At 65.7% G+C, this 16,818-nt stretch carries 15 protein-coding genes; 3 read left to right on the top strand and 12 right to left on the bottom strand.

Annotated elements, in window-relative coordinates; translation table 11 throughout:
• Positions 1–2: 2 nt before the first annotated feature.
• The 8 genes from D3I60_RS06240 to D3I60_RS06205 all read right to left on the bottom strand — a co-directional run bounded on the left by D3I60_RS06240 (position 3) and on the right by D3I60_RS06205 (position 7,707).
• The gene (locus D3I60_RS06240) at positions 3–503 is read right to left on the bottom strand and encodes a PH domain-containing protein (protein WP_262775276.1); all 501 of its coding nucleotides are present in this window, start codon (positions 501–503) and stop codon (positions 3–5) included.
• The gene (locus D3I60_RS06235; protein ID WP_101545812.1) at positions 500–961 is read right to left on the bottom strand and encodes a DUF3180 domain-containing protein; all 462 of its coding nucleotides are present in this window, start codon (positions 959–961) and stop codon (positions 500–502) included. The genes D3I60_RS06240 and D3I60_RS06235 overlap by 4 nt, the downstream gene beginning before the upstream one ends.
• A gap of 28 nt (positions 962–989) precedes the next feature.
• Positions 990–1,946, bottom strand: coding sequence for a 2-amino-4-hydroxy-6-hydroxymethyldihydropteridine diphosphokinase (folK, locus tag D3I60_RS06230; protein WP_262775275.1), 957 nt, complete (start codon positions 1,944–1,946; stop codon positions 990–992).
• Complete coding sequence (gene folP, locus D3I60_RS06225; RefSeq protein WP_262775274.1) at positions 1,943–2,824, bottom strand: dihydropteroate synthase; 882 nt, start codon at positions 2,822–2,824, stop codon at positions 1,943–1,945. The genes folK and folP overlap by 4 nt, the downstream gene beginning before the upstream one ends.
• A gap of 23 nt (positions 2,825–2,847) precedes the next feature.
• Entirely contained in the window at positions 2,848–3,471 is a 624-nt protein-coding gene (gene folE / locus D3I60_RS06220) for a GTP cyclohydrolase I FolE (protein WP_172173815.1), read from the bottom strand.
• A complete protein-coding gene (ftsH, locus tag D3I60_RS06215; RefSeq protein ID WP_262775273.1) occupies positions 3,471–5,657 on the bottom strand; it encodes an ATP-dependent zinc metalloprotease FtsH in 2,187 nt (728 codons plus the stop codon). Before ftsH ends, folE begins: the two co-directional genes overlap by 1 nt.
• Positions 5,658–5,836: 179 nt before the next feature.
• Positions 5,837–6,388: a hypoxanthine phosphoribosyltransferase gene (gene hpt, locus D3I60_RS06210; protein WP_262775272.1), complete on the bottom strand. Its 552-nt coding sequence runs from the start codon at positions 6,386–6,388 to the stop codon at positions 5,837–5,839.
• Between the two features lie 47 nt (positions 6,389–6,435).
• Positions 6,436–7,707: an MFS transporter gene (locus D3I60_RS06205; RefSeq protein ID WP_262775271.1), complete on the bottom strand. Its 1,272-nt coding sequence runs from the start codon at positions 7,705–7,707 to the stop codon at positions 6,436–6,438.
• Positions 7,708–7,823: 116 nt separating this feature from the next.
• On the opposite strand from D3I60_RS06205, the gene D3I60_RS06200 reads away from it, so the two are divergent.
• A complete protein-coding gene (locus tag D3I60_RS06200) occupies positions 7,824–9,098 on the top strand; it encodes an amidohydrolase family protein (protein WP_262775270.1) in 1,275 nt (424 codons plus the stop codon).
• Between the two features lie 3 nt (positions 9,099–9,101).
• On the opposite strand, the gene tilS is transcribed toward D3I60_RS06200, so the two are convergent.
• The 3 genes from tilS to dacB are packed head-to-tail and all read right to left on the bottom strand — an operon-like array spanning position 9,102 to position 12,617.
• On the bottom strand, positions 9,102–10,124 hold the full coding sequence (gene tilS / locus D3I60_RS06195) for a tRNA lysidine(34) synthetase TilS (RefSeq protein WP_262775269.1): 1,023 nt from the start codon (positions 10,122–10,124) through the stop codon (positions 9,102–9,104).
• A complete protein-coding gene (locus tag D3I60_RS06190) occupies positions 10,111–11,127 on the bottom strand; it encodes a zinc-dependent metalloprotease (RefSeq protein WP_262775268.1) in 1,017 nt (338 codons plus the stop codon). Before D3I60_RS06190 ends, tilS begins: the two co-directional genes overlap by 14 nt.
• Positions 11,124–12,617, bottom strand: coding sequence for a D-alanyl-D-alanine carboxypeptidase/D-alanyl-D-alanine endopeptidase (gene dacB / locus D3I60_RS06185; protein WP_262775267.1), 1,494 nt, complete (start codon positions 12,615–12,617; stop codon positions 11,124–11,126). Before dacB ends, D3I60_RS06190 begins: the two co-directional genes overlap by 4 nt.
• A gap of 108 nt (positions 12,618–12,725) precedes the next feature.
• Here dacB and D3I60_RS06180 point away from each other — a divergent pair, with 108 nt between their 5' ends.
• Together D3I60_RS06180 and D3I60_RS06175 are read left to right on the top strand one after the other, a co-directional pair.
• Positions 12,726–13,214, top strand: a complete 489-nt coding sequence (locus D3I60_RS06180) for an inorganic diphosphatase (RefSeq protein ID WP_101545791.1) — start codon at positions 12,726–12,728, stop codon at positions 13,212–13,214.
• Positions 13,215–13,386: 172 nt separating this feature from the next.
• Positions 13,387–14,028 (top strand): VOC family protein, encoded by a 642-nt coding sequence (locus D3I60_RS06175; protein ID WP_101545790.1) that lies wholly within the window; start codon positions 13,387–13,389, stop codon positions 14,026–14,028.
• An 89-nt stretch (positions 14,029–14,117) separates the two neighbouring features.
• Here D3I60_RS06175 and D3I60_RS06170 read toward each other — a convergent pair whose 3' ends face one another.
• Positions 14,118–16,658: a PhoX family protein gene (locus D3I60_RS06170; RefSeq protein WP_346659554.1), complete on the bottom strand. Its 2,541-nt coding sequence runs from the start codon at positions 16,656–16,658 to the stop codon at positions 14,118–14,120.
• Positions 16,659–16,818 lie beyond the last annotated feature (160 nt).

Genomic DNA, 16,818 nt, shown 5'->3' with positions numbered 1-16,818 from the left:
GGTCACAGCCCGGCGAGATTGGCCTGGCCGAGTCCGGCGAGGCTGTCGCGCAGGCGATCGGCTTCGGCACGGGGCAGTCCGGGGATCGTCGCGTCGGTGGCTGCCGACGCGGTGTGCAGTTTGACGGTGGCCAGACCGAACATCCGGTCGATGGGGCCGGCGTCGACGTCGACGAACTGGAGTCGGCCGTAGGGCACGACGGTGGCACGGTGGAACATGATGCCGCGACGGACGAGCAGGTCGTCCTCCCGTTCGGCATAGCCGATGGCGCGTGCCTGACGGAGGATGATGATCGTCGAGATGATGCCGTAGACGATGACGGCGATCCAGATGAGGTGCAGCCAGGGCACCTCGGAGTTGAAGATGATCGCGAAGACCAGCCCGGCGATGAGCAGCGGGACGAGCAGCGTCAGTGAGGCCAGAACCTCTTTCAGCCCGTACTTCGGACTCACCCTGTTGAAGGGAACATCGGCTCCGATGGAGAAGGAGAGGTCGCGGTTCATGCTGTTTCAGCTCCCGGCGGGTCTTGGGGTGGGATCTCGCAGAATCCCTCGACGATCATGCCGACGATCATGAGCACTGCGGCAGAGATCATTGCGACAAGCATACCTGCGGCCAGATCATTGCGGATCCCGGGCGCCGACAGGAAGTAGTACCCTGCGTTGCCGAGATACCAGCCGGAGAGTCCTGCCCCGGTCAGGGCGCTGGCCTTGGCCATGATCGCCACTCTCGCCGCTTGGATCGGGTCGATCTCCTTCGTCCGGTCCCCGTCATTCCATTTCTTGATGGGCCAGCCGAGTAGGAACAGGATGGCTGAGAGGACGAGCATGCCGATGACGGCGAACCACGGCAGTCCCGGCAGTGAGAACCCCTGGCTTTCGAGCACCACGTCGACCACGATCGCGAGAACCGTGCCGATCACGGCCCAGACGGCGAGGGTGGACGAGGAGGTTCTCTGCATGGTTCCCAGTCTCTCAGATCGCGGGCGGTTATCCAGAGGTGATCCGGGCGATGTCCTGATCGTCGAGTTCGGCCAGGACCACGCTGATGGGGCGGCGCCCCTGTGGGGTGTCGATGAGTGTGTCTCCGACGAGCTCGGTCCATGGCGCGAGGACGAAGGCGCGTTCGTGGGTGCGCGGGTGCGGCAGCGTCAGTCGCGGGGTCCGACTGCGCAGCTCGGCGTCCTCGTCTCCGAAGCGGATGAGGTCGATGTCGAGGGTGCGGGGTCCCCACCTGAGTTCGCGCGTCCGCCCGCAGGCGACTTCGATGCCCTGTGCCACCGAGAGCAGTTCGAGGGCCGACAATGTGGTCGTCACGAGCACTCCGAGGTTGAGGAAGTCGGCTTGGTCGACTCCGCCCCACGGTGCGGTGCGGAAGACTGAGGACCGGCGGGTGACGGTGATGTCCGGATGCCGGTCGAGGGCGGCAACCGCTTGGTCGAGGGTGTCCGCGGCATCGCCGAGGTTCGCCCCGAGATTGAGATACGCTTCGGTTTCGCCCTCGTCCTCGCCGCCCGAACCGGGCGTGGCGTCCGCGACCATTTCAGGCTCCCCCACCGAGAAGGCAGCAGAGTCAGCGCGTCTGCGTTCGACTCGGATGCGCACATCGTCGAAGGTCCGTTGGATCGGTGCCGAGGGTTTGTGGACGACGACCTCGACGTGTTCGCACAGGCTCAGGCAGTGGTCGGCAATGCGTTCGGCCAGCGTTTCGATGAGGTCGAAGGTGTTGTTCTCGACGATTCCGGCGACGTCTTCGGCGAGTTCGCCGTAGTGGATCGTCTCGGCGAGGTCGTCGGTGGCCGCGGCGCGTGCGACGGAGGTGTGGAGGGTCACGTCGATGACGAAGTCCTGGCCCTCGCGTTTCTCGAAGTCGAAGACGCCGTGGTTGCCGCGCACCGTCAGTCCGCGAAGTTCGATGCGGTCGGGTGCCGCCTCTGCGCCGGTCATCGCCCGGCTCCCTCAATCCCGGAGTCCGCTGCCGGGTGTGCGCCTGCTGCGGAGTGTTCCCTGACCGCGGCGATGACCTTGCAGGCGACCGCCGAGGTGGCCGGATCGTGGACGCGAACCGCCCAGGCACCGGCCTGCGCGGAGATCGCGGAGATCGTGGCCGTGGCCTGATCCTTCGCCGCCTGTTCGGCCTGTTTCGGGTCGTCGGGGCTGAGCAGGGAGGCGATGAAGCGCTTCCGGCTGGCGGCGACGAGGAGTCGGTGGTCGAGGGCGGCGAATTCGTCGAGCGCGGAGAGCAGCTGCCAATTGTGTTCGGCGTTCTTCGAGAACCCGAGGCCGGGGTCGACGATGATGTTCGCAGGTTCGACGCCGACGGCGATGGCTTCGTCGATGCGGGTGCGCAGCTCGGAGATCACCTCGGCGACGACATCGTCGTAGTGGAACGTCGCGGAAGCCTGATCGAGGTAGCCGCGCCAGTGCATGAGCACGATGGGAGCTCCGGACTCGGCGGCGACGCTGAGCATGCCGGGGTCCGACTGTCCGGCAGAGACGTCGTTGATGATATGAGCTCCGGCTGCCAGGGATTCTGCGGCGACGCAGGCACGCATCGTGTCGACGCTGATGACGGCTCCAGCTGCGGCGAGCTCACGGACGACCGGGACGACTCGGCGCAGCTCTTCGGCTTCGTCGACGCGGGCCGATCCCGGACGCGTCGATTCGCCACCGACGTCGATGATGTCGGCACCGGCTGCCATGAGTTCGAGTCCGTGGGCGACGGCCCGGTCATGGTCGAACCACAGCCCGCCGTCGGAGAAGGAGTCGGGGGTGACGTTGAGGACGCCCATGATCTGCGTCGTCTTCGCTGCTGAATCGTCCATCGCTGTGTGGTCCGTGTTCTGCCTCAGCGACCGAGGATGAGACTCATCGCTTCTGCTCGGGAGGCGCTTTCGCGCAGCTGCCCGCGCACGGCCGAGGTGATCGTCGAGGCTCCGGGCTTGCGCACTCCGCGCATGGTCATGCACAGGTGCTCGGCTTCCACGACGACGATGACGCCCTGCGGTTCCAGATGATCGACGAGCGCGTCGGCGATCTGTGAGGTCAGGCGTTCCTGCACCTGGGGGCGCCGTGCGTAGATCTCGACGAGGCGGGCCAGTTTCGACAGTCCCGTGACCTTGCCGTTCTTGCTCGGGATGTAGCCGATGTGGGCGACTCCGTGGAAGGGCACGAGGTGGTGTTCGCAGGTCGAGTAGAGGTCGATATCGCGGACGAGGACGAGTTCCTCGTGGCTGATGTCGAAGGTGACGCCGAGGACTTCGGCCGGGTCGCGGTGGAGTCCCGCGAAGATCTCCTCATAGGCTCGAGCCACTCGGCCGGGAGTCTCGACGAGACCTTCCCGGTCGGGGTCTTCGCCGACTGCGATGAGGATCTCACGGACGGCAGCGGCGATGCGCTCCTGGTCGACCTTGTTGTCCTGCCCTGCGGGGGCGGGGCCGAGACCGGCGGAGACCTCTTCGATATCGGCCATCAGTCGTTGTTCCCTCTGTCTTCGTTCGTGTCATTCGCCGCCGGTCCCCCGGTTCCCGGACCGCTTGTGCCTGGTCCTCCGGTCGGTCCCCCGGTGGGGCCGCCCGTCGGGCCGGTCGGTCCGTTCGGGTTCTCGGGTCCCGGCGGGTTGTGCGGGACGTGAGGTCCGCTGACGCCCGTGGGTCCGGCTCCGGGGATGTCGGTGGTGTCCACCTCGGCGCCGGTCGTTCCTTCACCGTCGCTGCGTTCGCTCTGCGGTGCGGGCGGAACGATGGGGCCGCGTTCGGACACGGGACGATCGTCGTGGGCCAGCCACACTTCGCGGGTGGTGCGTTTGACGACGGGGGCGAAGATCTCTTCGAGGGCGGCCTGGTCCAGTGTTTCGCGTTCGAGCAGCTGGTAGGCGAGGTTGTCGAGCACATCGCGATTGTGCGTCAGCGCCCAGTAGGCGTCTGCGTGCGCGGAGTCGATGAGACCGCGGACCTCGCGATCGATCGAGGACAGGGTCGAATCCCCGTATTCGTCGCCACCGCCGTAACCGCGGCCGGCGAAGGGTTCGGACTGGTCGTCGCCGATCTTGACCATGCCCAGTTTCTCGCTCATTCCGTACTGGGTGACCATCTTCCGGGCGATGTTCGTCGCCTTCTCGATGTCATTGCTGGCACCTGTGGTCGGGTCGTGGAAGACGATCTCCTCGGCCACACGCCCGCCCATGGCGTAGGCGAGCTGGTCGAGCAGCTCGTTGCGGGTCGTCGAGTATTTGTCCTCGCTTGGCAGCACCATCGTGTAGCCCAGTGCGCGTCCGCGCGGGAGGATCGTCACCTTCGTCACCGGGTCGGTCTGGTTCATGGCCGCGGCGACCAGTGCGTGCCCGCCCTCGTGGTAGGCGGTGACGAGGCGTTCCTTGTCGTTCATCAGTCGGGTCCGCTTCTGCGGGCCGGCGATGACACGGTCGATGGCCTCATCCAGGATCCGGTTGTCGATGACCTTCGCATTCTCACGTGCGGTGAGCAGGGCCGCCTCGTTGAGGACATTGGCCAGGTCCGCACCGGAGAATCCGGGAGTCCGCTTCGCCACCTGCCCGAGGTCGACCTCGTCGGCCAGCGGCTTGTCGGCGGCGTGGACCTCGAGGATGTGCTTGCGGCCTTTCATATCAGGTGCTTCGACGGGGATCTGCCGGTCGAAGCGGCCGGGACGCAGCAGCGCCGGATCGAGGACGTCGGGACGGTTGGTCGCGGCGATGAGGATGACGTTCGTCTTGACGTCGAATCCGTCCATCTCGACGAGCAGCTGGTTGAGCGTCTGTTCGCGCTCGTCGTGTCCGCCGCCCATTCCGGCGCCGCGCTGGCGGCCGACGGCGTCGATCTCGTCGATGAAGATGATGCAGGGGGCGTTCGACTTCGCCTGTTCGAACAGGTCACGAACTCGGGAGGCACCGACGCCGACATACATTTCGACGAAGTCGGAACCGGAGATCGAGTAGAACGGGACTCCGGCCTCACCGGCGACGGCTTTCGCCAGCAGGGTCTTGCCCGTACCGGGCTGACCGTACAGGAGCACGCCCTTGGGGATCTTCGCTCCCACGGCCTTGAACTTCTCCGGCTCGGCGAGGAACTCCTTGATCTCTTCGAGCTCCTCGAGGGCCTCGTCGACTCCGGCGACGTCCTTGAAGGTGACGTCCGGGTTCTCCTTGTTGACGAGCTTCGCCTTCGACTTGCCGAAGTTCATCATCTTCCCGCCCGACATCTGCGAGATGAGGAACCAGAAGACGACGAAGATGATGACGAACGGGATGAGCGTGCCCAGCAGCGACATCAGCCAGCTCTGTTTGGGAACCTCGTCGGTGAAGCCCTTGTCCGGGCCGGCGGAGTCGACGGCCTTGACGACCTGCTCTCCGCGCTGTTCGACGTAGAAGAACTGGACCTTCTTGCCGAAGTCCTTGCCGTCGACCTTGAAGTCGTCCTTGAGAGTGAGGTCGACACGCTGGTCCTTGTCGACGATCTTGGCCTGTTCGACCTTGTCGTCCCCCAGCAACTGCAGACCCTGTTCGGTGTCGATCTGGCTGAACCCGGACTGGCTGAACAGCAGAGCACCGATCGATACGACGAGCAGCGCTAGGACGATCCAGACCAATGGGCCCTTCGTCGCCTTGTTCAGCAGGGGGCGACGTTTGTTCGACTCGGCCATAAGTCCTCTCAGGAAAAAGATGTGGGCAACCGTTTCAGGCTACCGAGGCTGCCTGGGAACATCCCCCACAGCCTAGTACTTCGCACCCCTATAGCCCGAATGCGTGCCGAATCTATTCCGTCACACGCCCCGGACTCAGCCCGGGTTCGCCGCGGGCGTAAAAAGCGGTGCCAGTGGACTCAGCTGTAGACGTGCTGAGCCAGGGTCGCCACGAACGGCACATTGCGGTACTTCTCCGCATAGTCGAGGCCGTAGCCGATGACGAATTCGTTGGGCACGTCGAAGCCGACGTACTTGACGTCGATGTCGACCTTGACGGCTTCGGGTTTGCGCAGCATGGTGCAGATCTCGACGGTGGCAGCTCCGCGGGTGCGCAGGTTCTGGACCAGCCAGGACAGGGTGAGGCCGGAGTCGATGATGTCTTCGACGATGAGGACGTGACGATCGGTGAGGTCGGTGTCGAGGTCCTTGAGGATCCGCACGACGCCGGAGGACTTGGTGCCCGAACCGTAGGAGGACACGGCCATCCAGTCCATCGTCACCGGTGAGTGCAGGGCGCGGGCGAGGTCGGCCATGACCATGACGGCGCCTTTGAGGACGCCGACGAGGAGGATGTCCTTGCCTTTGTAGTCTGCATCGATGGCGGCGGCCAGTTCAACGAGTCGTGCGGCTATCTGCTCTTCCGAGACGAGTACTTTTTCGATGTCATTGCCGAGATCGTTGATGTCCACGAGTGTCGATTCTCCTCAGATGCGGGTCCTGGAGATTCCATTATGGGTCACTTTGCCTCACCGGTGCCAGTGGGCCCGGATGTCGGTGCCAGTTCGTCGTCGACGGTCCCCGGACCGGCCGACAGCCAACCGGTGATCGCCATGAGCGCGGAGATGATGACCATGAACCACAGCGGCACCGGCCAGCCGCCGCTGACGCCGAGCAGTCCGCCCACGGCCAGGGGGCACAGTGCGGCGAGCACATAGCCCGAGGACTGGACGAACGCCGAAGTCGAAGCGGTGACGGAGACCTCGCGAGTGCGGGAGGTGATGAGCGCCAGCGCGGCGGGGAACGCGAATCCGCCGTATCCGAGCAGAGCTGCCCACAGCCAGGGGAGGCTGACCGGGCTGAGCAGCAATCCGGTATAGCCGGCGACGGCGCTGGCCCCGAAGGAGACGAGGAAGGCGCGCGGCGCGATGCCCCGGACGATGATCTGCGGGGCGAGGAATCCGCCGGGCAGACCGCCGAAGGTGACGATCGTGAGCATGATCCCGGCGAGGAAGGGGTCGAGTCCGGCGTCGCGGTAGATCTGCGGCAGCCATCCGAACTGGAGATAGGCATTGGCCGATTGGAGGCCGAAGAACATGGCCATATACCGCGCCTTGGGTGAGGTGAAGACCGCTCGCCGACGCGACGCCTCCTCCTGCTGCCCTCCGGGCTCTGCGGCCTGTCCGGAGAGGACGGGCACTGACTTCAGTGACCGCAGCACCGTCCAGGTGATGAGCGCAGACAAGGGCAGAACCAGCCAGAAGCCGAGACCGAAGCGCCACCCGCCGAACTGTTCGGCCAGGGGCGCAGTCAGCAGCGAGGGCAGCATCGATCCGAGGCCGAGCGAGACCGTGAATGTCGTCGCGCCCAGGGTGGGCCGGTGCGGGAAGCGGGACTTGACGTAGACCGGCAGGATGACGTTGCCGATCGACATTCCGGCCAGGGCGAGGGCCGTGAGCAGAGCGAAGGCCACCCATTCGGTGACGATGGCGCGCAGACCGATGCCTGCCACGATGAGGGCGGCGCTCAGGGCCAGAGCGGAGAACAGACCGAGGCGCTTGAGCAGGGGTACGGCGATGATGCCGCAGATGGCGAACACGAGTCCCGGGAGAGCCGTGAGCAGACCGGTCTGCCATTCGGCCAGGGAGAATCCGTCGCTGACTTCGGAGAGCACGGGCCCCAGGGAGGAGGCGGCTGGGCGCAGCGACGCGGCGATGAGGACGAGGCAGGCCAGGGCCAGAACATCGAGGCCGCGGTTGCGTCGGAATCCCTGCACGGGCGATGTCGTCATGGCCTCATCCTTTCAGATCGCTGTAGTCGTCGTGCGCGCGGGCCGCGAGCCCATAGAGGCACGCAGACGGGCACAGCTTCCGATGGTATACCGTTTGAGGGTCGTAGGCTGAGCACATGATCGTTGTGAAGAATGTGCGCCTGTTCCCACGCACCCCCGATGCTCCCGCCGTCGACGTCGAGATCACCGAGGGACGGTTCTCTCGATTCTCCCCCACCGAGGATGCCACCCCCGATTCCGCGCCGCCGGCGGCCGGGACGACATCGACCGGGGCCGAGGTCATCGACGGGGCGGGGCGGATCCTGCTGCCTGGCCTCGGCGATGTCCACGCTCATCTGGATTCGAATCGGATGGGCCAGACGTTCCGTCCGCACACCGCCGACGGCACTCTGCACGGGTACATCATGAACGACCGCGAGAACTGGCGGCAGGGCGAGCGCAGCGTCGCCGATCAGGCCGCGTACGCAATTGCGAAAATCATCGCTTCCGGAGGCACGCGCATCCGCTCACACGCACAGGTCGATGCCGACTGCGGTCTCGAGCGCTTCCACGGGGTCAGGGCCGCGCTCGAGGCTCATGCCGATGTCCTCGACTTCCAGATCGTCGCGTTCCCGCAGGCCGGAATCGTGCACGAGCAGGGCGCCGAAGAGCTGCTCGATGCGGCTCTAAGCGAGGGCGCGGACCTCGTCGGCGGACTCGATCCGCTGCTCTACGACCGGGATCCGGTCTCCCACCTCGATGTCGTCTTCGGCCTGGCTGAGAAGCACGGCAAGGGCATCGACGTCCACCTCCACGAGGCGGGCACCGCGGGACTCTTCACGCTCGAGGAGATCGCTGCGCGTACTCGAGCCGCGGGCATGGCCGGGCAGGTCACGGTCTCCCATGCCTTCGCGCTCAACACGAACCCGGAACCCGAGGTCGCTCGGATCCTCGATGTCCTCGCCGAGGTGGGAGTGGCCCTGACGACCGTTGCCCCGGCCAAGGGTGCGCTGCCGCAGGGACTCGTCCGTGAGCGCCGAATGGCTCTGGGGCTCGGCGAGGACGGTCAGCGGGACTACTGGAGTCCCTATGGTGACGGCGATCTGCTGCGCCGGACCTGGCAGCTGGCGTTCACGAACGGGTTCCGTGCAGACGCAGATATCGAAGGCTGTCTCGACATCGCCTCACGCGGAGGAGCGCAGGTCATGGCCGGTGCTCGTCCCGACGGTTCGGCTCTGGTCGACGATTCCCGGTTCGGTCTGGCGGTGGGCGCTCCCGCCGACTTCGTGCTCGTCGACGCCGACACGGTCACCTCGGCGATCATGGACTGCCCACGGGACAGAGATGTGTTCAAGAGCGGTCGACTCATCGCCTCCGGCGGCGAAATGGCAGGCGGGCCGCGGCTGAGCTGAGTCTCAGCGGGCCTTCGCGGCGGGCTGGAACACGGCCCGACCGTCGGAGACGACGACTTCCGTGTCCCCGGGCAGGGACAGTCGACCGCGACTGCGGTCGCGGATGAGCGCGCAGAGTTCGGCGACCCGCACCGCTCCGAGGTTCTGTCCGGGCACGCCGAGTGAGATCACCCAGTCGCGCACGACTCGGCTGAGCACGGCATCGTCGAGTGCAGTGAAGACCTCCACCGGCACCGAGGCAGCTCCGCGGATCATCTGCCCTGCCGCCTCGGCGTGGGCATCGATGAAATCGGCGTCGGCTCGGCAGAGGTCGGCGGTGCGGGCAAGGTTCGCGGTGATCGGTTGGCCGAGATCGGCTTCGAGTCCGGCCAGCAGCTGCCGGGCCCGGACTCGGGTGAACGCGGTGTCGGCGTTCATCGGATCGTTCCAGATCTCGATGCCCTGTGCCTGACAGGACGCTTCGGTCTGGTCTCGGTCGAGGCCGAGCAGGGGACGCATGAGGCGACCGGCCAGCGGGCTCATCCCGGCCAGGGACCGGGTGCCCGATCCGCGCATGAGGCCGAGCAGAACGGTCTCTGCCTGGTCGCTGCGGGTATGGGCGGTGAGAATCCAGTCGGCTCCGGCCGCGGCCCGAGTGGTTTCGAGGGCCGCGTAGCGGGCGGTGCGCGCCGCCGCCTCGAGGCCCTCCTCGCCGGCATCGATGCTCACCCTCATCACCTCGGCCGGCACGCCCCAGGATTCGGCGGTGACAGCAACCCGGTCGGCCACCTCGGCGGTGACGGTCTGCAGGCCGTGGTCGACGGTGACGGCGCGGGCCCGGATCTCACCGCGACGATGGAGAAATGCGGTCGCGTGGAGCAGCGCCATCGAATCCGCTCCCCCGGACACTGCCACGATGAGGCCCGGGACAGACGCTCCTGCGACGGCGAGCGCTGCGCGCACGGCATTGCGGATGGCTGCGCTGGCCGGGTCGAGAGTCGGCCGCCTCGGCGAAGATGCGCTGCGCGGCCCCTCAGCCGTGGACACGGTCGAGCCAGAGCTGCGGTTCGTGGATTTCAGCCGTGCGCGGCAGGTTCGCGGGTTCGGCATAGATGCGGGAGAAGCCCTTCTGTCCGACCTCGCGGCGGACGGCACGGACGAACTTCGCTCCGTCGCGATACTGGGCGAGTTTGAGGTCCATTCCGAGCAGATTCGTCAGGAACCCGCCTTGGGCGGCATCGCGGCGAGCCTCGAATTTGCGGCGCAGCTGGCGCACGCTCGGGATGGCACCGGCGCCCACTTCGTCCATGACGACATCGGCGTGGCCTTCGAGCAGGGACAGGATCGCGGTGGCCTCGTCGAGTGCAGTGCGCATATTCTCGTCACGGATGAGGTCGATGATGCTGGCCTCGCCCTTGACGATGCGGCCGAGGGTGGCGAACAGGTCGACGATCCCGCCGACTCCCGGCATCGTCAGTCGGGTCGACACGGCTCCGGAGAGCAGGGTGCGCATATGTTCGCGCAGCCAGGGCGCGGTCGCGAACTGCACTTGGTGGGTGGCTTCGTGGAGGGCGACCCACATGCGGAAGTCACGCGGATCGACGTCCATGGCCCTCTCGGCGATGAGCACGGCGGGGGCGACGAACATCAGCCGTCCCGTCTCCACGGCGAAGGGGTCGAACTGGCCGAGCACGCGAGTCGACAGGAGTGAGAGCACCCCGGCGACCTCGACGGCGCCGGCCTTCGCGGTGGCGGGACTGACCGGGGCGGGCAGGGCCGCCTCGTCGAGCATTCCATTGACGGACTGTGCGTTGGCTTTGACCCAGCTGACCTGGTCGAGGACGAGCACGGAACCGGCGGCGAGCCGGCCGCGCACATCATCGGCGTGCTCCTGCGGCAGCAGAAACGAGTCGAGCACGAGGTCCTGAGCCGTCAGCGCATTGTCCTTCATCCCCTCGACGAGTCCGTCGAGCACACCCGGTTCGGGGACCTTTGCCGCGGAGACGAGCTCACGGGCGGTGCGGGCGGCGAAGTTCTCGTCGATGATCATCGGCAGCCGCAGTTCGCGAGGGCTGTGACGATATCGTCCACGGTCTTTCTGGCTTCCAAGATCTTGTCCTTATCCACGTCGTCGATCTGGATGGAGAATACGAGGTAGCGGCCTTCCGCGTCGAGCACTCCCCCGGCCAGGGAGGTCACAGTCGACAGCGTTCCGGTCTTCGCGTGCACCACCCCTGAGGCGTTCCTCTCGTCGAGGAATCGGTCGTGCAGGGTGCCGGTCAGTCCGCCGACGGGGAAGTAGCTGACGAGCCCGGCCAGCGAGTCATCGGCGACGACCGAGGCCTGCAGGACAGTCGTGAGATCGTGCGGGGCTATCCGGTTGTCATAGGACAGCCCCGAGGTGTCGACGAGGTGGGTGCGCCCGAGATCGACGGATTCGCCGAGGGCCTCCAGGACCGCCTTGGGACCGTTCTCGAGGCTGCCGTCCTGCCCCTGGGCGATGGCGACCTCGTTGCCGAGCATCTCGGCGACGACGTTGTCGCTGTGCACGAGCGCGTATTCGACGATCTCGGAGATCGTCGCCGATTCCACCCGGGCGAGTTCCTTCGGGTTCTCGGGCTCGGACGGAGTCTCGGATTCGGACCGCTCGGTCGCCCCGGTGACGGTGATCCCGGCCTTCTTCAGCTCTTTTTCGAAGATCGAGAACGCGTCCTCGGCCGGGTGTTCACTGCGGCCCCGCCATTCGGCGTTCTTCGACCCGACGTAGGCGGTGTCGACCATGATCGGCTGGATCGGGGTGATCACGCCCTTGGCGATATCGGACCGGGACCAGCCGGAGTCGAAGTCCTCGCCCACGTAGCGGCTCGTGTCCAGGTTGAGGGCCACCTCGGTGATGTTCTGCTCTTCGAGTGCGGCCGCGGTGTCTTCGGCCAGGGTCCGCAGTCCCCCGTGCCCGTTGACCGAACCGGGGTCCGAATCTCCGTCCGAAAGGAGCACATCGCCGCCGCCGGTGAGCGTCAGGGTGTTCGTTTCCGCGTCGAAGTCCGTCGTCGTCGCCAGGCGTGTCTCCCCGCCGATCGCGGACAGGGAGGCGGCCGCTGTGAGCACCTTCGTCACGGAGGCGGGAGTGCGCGGCTTCGTCTCGTCCTTCGCGTAGAGGACGTCATCGCTGATCCCGTCGCGGACCTCGAGGCCGAAGCCCTTGACCTTCGAATCCTTGAGCACAGCGTCGATCGTCTTCGGGATCTGTGTGGGCACAGGAGCGGAATCGCCGACCGCCGAGGCGGGGGCGGGCACCTGCTGGGCGTGGGCCTGCGGAGTGGGCACGGTCTGGACCTCGACCTGGGGTTCGGTGGTCAGCACGCTGGGCAGGCCGGGCACGAGGTCGTAAGCGTCGACGACGGCATAGGCACCGAGAGCGAGGACGATGATCCCGGCGGTGATCGCACCGCCCTTCTTCCGCCGGGAGGTCGCCTCTCTGCGGTCGCGACGCGGGGAGCCGGAGTCCGACGGGTTCTGCGGCGCATCGGTGTCGTTCAAACGCAGGATCTCATTCCTCGACGACCGTGAGGCGGTCGCCGTCGGTGGGCGGTGACGGGGACTTGTACCATCTATTCTAGTGATGCACCCCTAACGTGAAGGAGCACTATGGAACTGCTGGCCACAATCGAGATCCCCCAGGGGTCCCGCAACAAGTACGAAGTCGACCACGAGACCGGTCGGGTCAAGCTCGATCGCTACCTCTACACCTCGATGCAGTACCCCGCCGATTACGGCTATATCGAGGACACGCTCGGAAACGACGGCGACCCTCTCGATGTGCTCGTGCTGCTGCCCGAGCCGCTGTTCCCCGGTGTGCTCATCGACATCCGCCCCATCGGCATGTTCCAGATGGAAGACGAGGCCGGAGGCGACGACAAGGTCCTCGCCGTGCCCGCCGGAGATCCTCGCTGGGACTCCTACACCGACATCTCGGATGTGGACAAGTTCATGCTCGACTCGATCGAACACTTCTTCTCCCGGTACAAGGACCTCGAGCCCGGCAAGTACGTCAAGGGTTCGAGCTGGGCCGGCCGCGAAGCCGCCGAGGCCGAGATCAACGCCTCGATCGAGCGGTTCAAGGCCGAGGGCCACTGAGCCCCTCCTCTCTCACCGTGCTGTGAACTCAGCGCTGGTGTGCGACCGCCCGGATGATGACATCCGGGCGGTTTCGTTTTGGCCCCCGACCGGGGCCGCAGCGTGATGACCATCACGATTTCTTAGGTAAGCCTAAGGGGCAGTGTGAGCCAGGTTATGCGATTGTCGAGTCATGAAACTCGATCATGTGTCATACGCCAGTGAACCTGACGGCTATCGTGCGACCGCCGAGCGGATCGCGGAGAAGCTCGGAGTGGCTCCCTACGACGGCGGTGTGCATCCTCGATTCGGCACCAGAAACCTCATCTTCCCCCTAGCGAACGGCCACTACCTCGAAGTCGTGGAAGCCTTGGAGCATCCGGCCGCTCTCTCGACCCCCTTCGGTCAGGCTGTCCGAGCTCGTTCCGAGCTCGGCGGCGGCTGGATGGGCTGGTGCGTCTCGGTCGACGATCTCACCGCAGTCGAAACCCGCCTCGAGCGCAAGGCTGTCGATGGAAACCGCACGCCGGAGTCCGGTTTGGAACTTCGGTGGCTGCAGATCGGTGTCAAGGGCCTCATCGCCGATCCCCAGCTGCCGTTCTTCATCAAGTGGTCCGCCGACTCTTCGCAGCACCCGTCGACGTACAAGACGAATGAGGGCGTCGACATCGACACCCTGCAGATCGCCGGGGACCGCGATCGTCTGCGCGATTGGCTGGGCACTCAGGATGCCAAGCCGATCTCTGAGATCAACATCGACTGGTCCGCACCCCACGGGACGCCGGGCATCATGTCGGTGAGCTTCAACACGGAGAACGGCCCCGTCACCATCTGAGCACATCAGAGTCCGCACGCACTGCGGAGTCGAAGAAGGCCAGAGGCAGTGTCGCCTCTGGCCTTCTTCAGCTTATGGTCCTGGAGTCATCAGTCGCCCGGAGTCTCCGTCGGCAAGCCCTGCTCGCTTTCCGTCCCGTCTGCGTTCTTCCGACGCAGATGAGCGGCTGTTGCCATCGCACCGCCGACGGCGAGGAGACCTGCTCCGCCGCCGAGCAGCGGCAGAGTGCTGTCCGAACCGGTCCACGGCAGCTCACCGCCGTCCGAGCCGGACCCACCTGAACCCGAGCCGCCTGAACCCGAGCCGCCGTTCGAAGAACCGCCGCCCGAACCGGATCCGCCGGAACCGCCCGAACCGGATCCGCCGTCGCTTCCGGCACTCGCTGCCGCACCAGCTGCCGCGGCATCCTTCGCGCCGTCCTGCGACCCGGCAGTCGATCCGGAGCTGTCGGCGTCCGTTCCGGTCCTGTCGCCCTTGGCATCGGTGTCCTCACCCGTTCCGGCACCATCTGAGTTGCCGTTCTCATCCGAGTCCTTCGCCCCTTCATCTGTGCCGTCGGCGGCGGAGTCCTGGTCCTTCGGCGGTTCAGTCGGGTCCGGTGTCGATCCGCCGTCGCCCTTGATGACCTGCACGACCGTGGGCCGTGGCATCGCGGCCACTCCCTTGTCGACATCGGTCGCGTCGACATAATCGGGGAACTGCGAGTGCTGATCGGCATAGGAGCCGTCCTCACCTGGGTGCTGGACCGCAACGAAAGCTGACTCATACTCATCGTGGACGAGCGGTCCGCAGACCTCGGCTTCGCGAGGCACGGACAGGAACTGTTCGACCCGGCCGCGCTGGTCGCCGTCGATGGTGACCTTGAACAGCCCGTCGCAGTAGCCGATGCCGTCGGGAGCACCGTCGGTGGAGATCCACAGGTTTCCGGCGGTGTCGAAGGCGACATTGTCCGGACAGGAGATCGGTGAGACCTGATCAACGGGGAAGCCGGAGAAGTAAGTGGCGTCGCCCTGCTTCGGGTCTCCGCAGACCAACAGCAGCGTCCAGTCGAATTCGGTGCCCGTATGATCACCAGAGCGCTCGGTGATCTCGACGATGTGCCCGTCGCGGTTCTCCGTGCGCGGATTGGCCTCATCTGCGGCGGCCTTCCCGTCGGTGCCACGGTCGGAGTTGTTCGTGCAGGCGACGTAGATGCGGCCGTTGACCGGGTTCGGTTCGACGTCTTCGCAGCGGTCCATCTTCGTCGGTCCGACCTTGTCGGCGGCCAGACGGGTGTTGACGAGGACCTCTTCGACGGAGAATCCTGCCACCTGCGACTTGCCGTTCTTGACCAGCGGAAGCCACTGTCCGCTGCCGTCGAACTCGCCGTCGGCGGGCACCTCACCGCTGCCGTCGATCTCGGACTTCGGTGAGTTGCCGGTGAACTTCGCGACGTAGAGGTCGCCGTCGGTCAGCAGCGTCTTGTTGTGTTCGCGATCGCCCTCGACGTAGGTGTCCTTCGAGACGAACTTGTAGAGGTAGTCGAACTTCTCATCGTCTCCCATATAGGCCACGGCGTGGCCCGAATCGGAGATCGTGATGTTCGCCCCTTCGTGTTTGAAGCGGCCCATGTTCGTGTGCTTATGAGGAGTGGAGTTCGGGTCCCAAGGGTCGACTTCGACGATCCAGCCGAACCGATTCGCTTCGTTCGCGTAGCCCGGGTTGTTCGTATCGAATCGGTCGACATCGGCTTCCCAGCCGTTGGCCGAATCTTCGCTGTCGAGACCGTAGCGCTTATCGGCCGCCGAGGTGCCCTGCGCCTTGAAGTACGAGTTGAAGTTCTCCTCACCGGACACCAGAGTGCCCCAGGGGGTGAGCCCGCCCGAGCAATTGCCGAGAGTGCCCTGCGCCTTGTCACCGTTCGGGTAGTCCTTCGTCCGCAGCAGATCGGAACCGGCGGCGGGACCGGTGAACTCGTACTCGGTGTCGATGAGGAACCGGCGGTTCTTCTTTCCGTTGACATCGATCGTCCACGTCGACTTCTCATCTGTGCGGATGAGTTCGGCAACGGTCAGTCCGTGGGCTTCGCGGCTGATCGCCCGCTGATCGGCTCCGTCCATGTCCTCGGGGTACATGATGGCGTCGTTCGTGTATTCCTGGTTGGCGAAGAGCACAGCCCGGTTGGAGTCGTCGGGGTCGATCTGGATGGACAGGAAGTCGTTGTTATAGCCGAATTGGCGGCGCTGCGCCTCTGGGCTCTGATTCTCCGGGTCGAATTTCGGAGAGTCGGGGAACAGGGGGTCTCCCCAGCGGACGATCGGATGCCAGGAGTAGCCTTCGGGGACGATGAATTCGTCGACCTCGTGCTGGACCGGGTCGATGGCGGTGAAGGCCAGACTGCCTGCGGTGGCTGCGGCGGCAGAGCGTGCGGTCGGACTCGGTGCGGTGGTCACTGCGATGGCCAGGGCGCCGGCAGCCGAGGCACCGAGAACCGCGCGACGGCTGAGCTTCGCATTGACGATATCGCGGAAATACCCATTTGCCGATGTGTTGCAGGTGGCCTTGAGACAGGCGTTGTCGCACTTCAGCGCGCACGTGACTGGGCTGCGCTTGCCACGCACATGGTCGGCCATCGGCAGAAAGGTTCGCATCGATTCTCTCCTTGTATCGGGTATCTTCCCAGTCCGGGGCCCACCCGGTACAGAGGGCGGAGCCGGAAGGACTCACCCGATCAAGACTGTCACCGGCAAGCGGCACTGGAACTACCCGTCGGTGAACCAGAGGTGAACCCGGAGGGAGGAATGAGTGTCC

Source organism: Brevibacterium permense (genome assembly GCF_025506275.1).
Classification (GTDB): Bacteria; Actinomycetota; Actinomycetes; order Actinomycetales; family Brevibacteriaceae; genus Brevibacterium; species Brevibacterium permense_A.
This window is presented reverse-complemented; position numbering and strand designations above follow the sequence as displayed.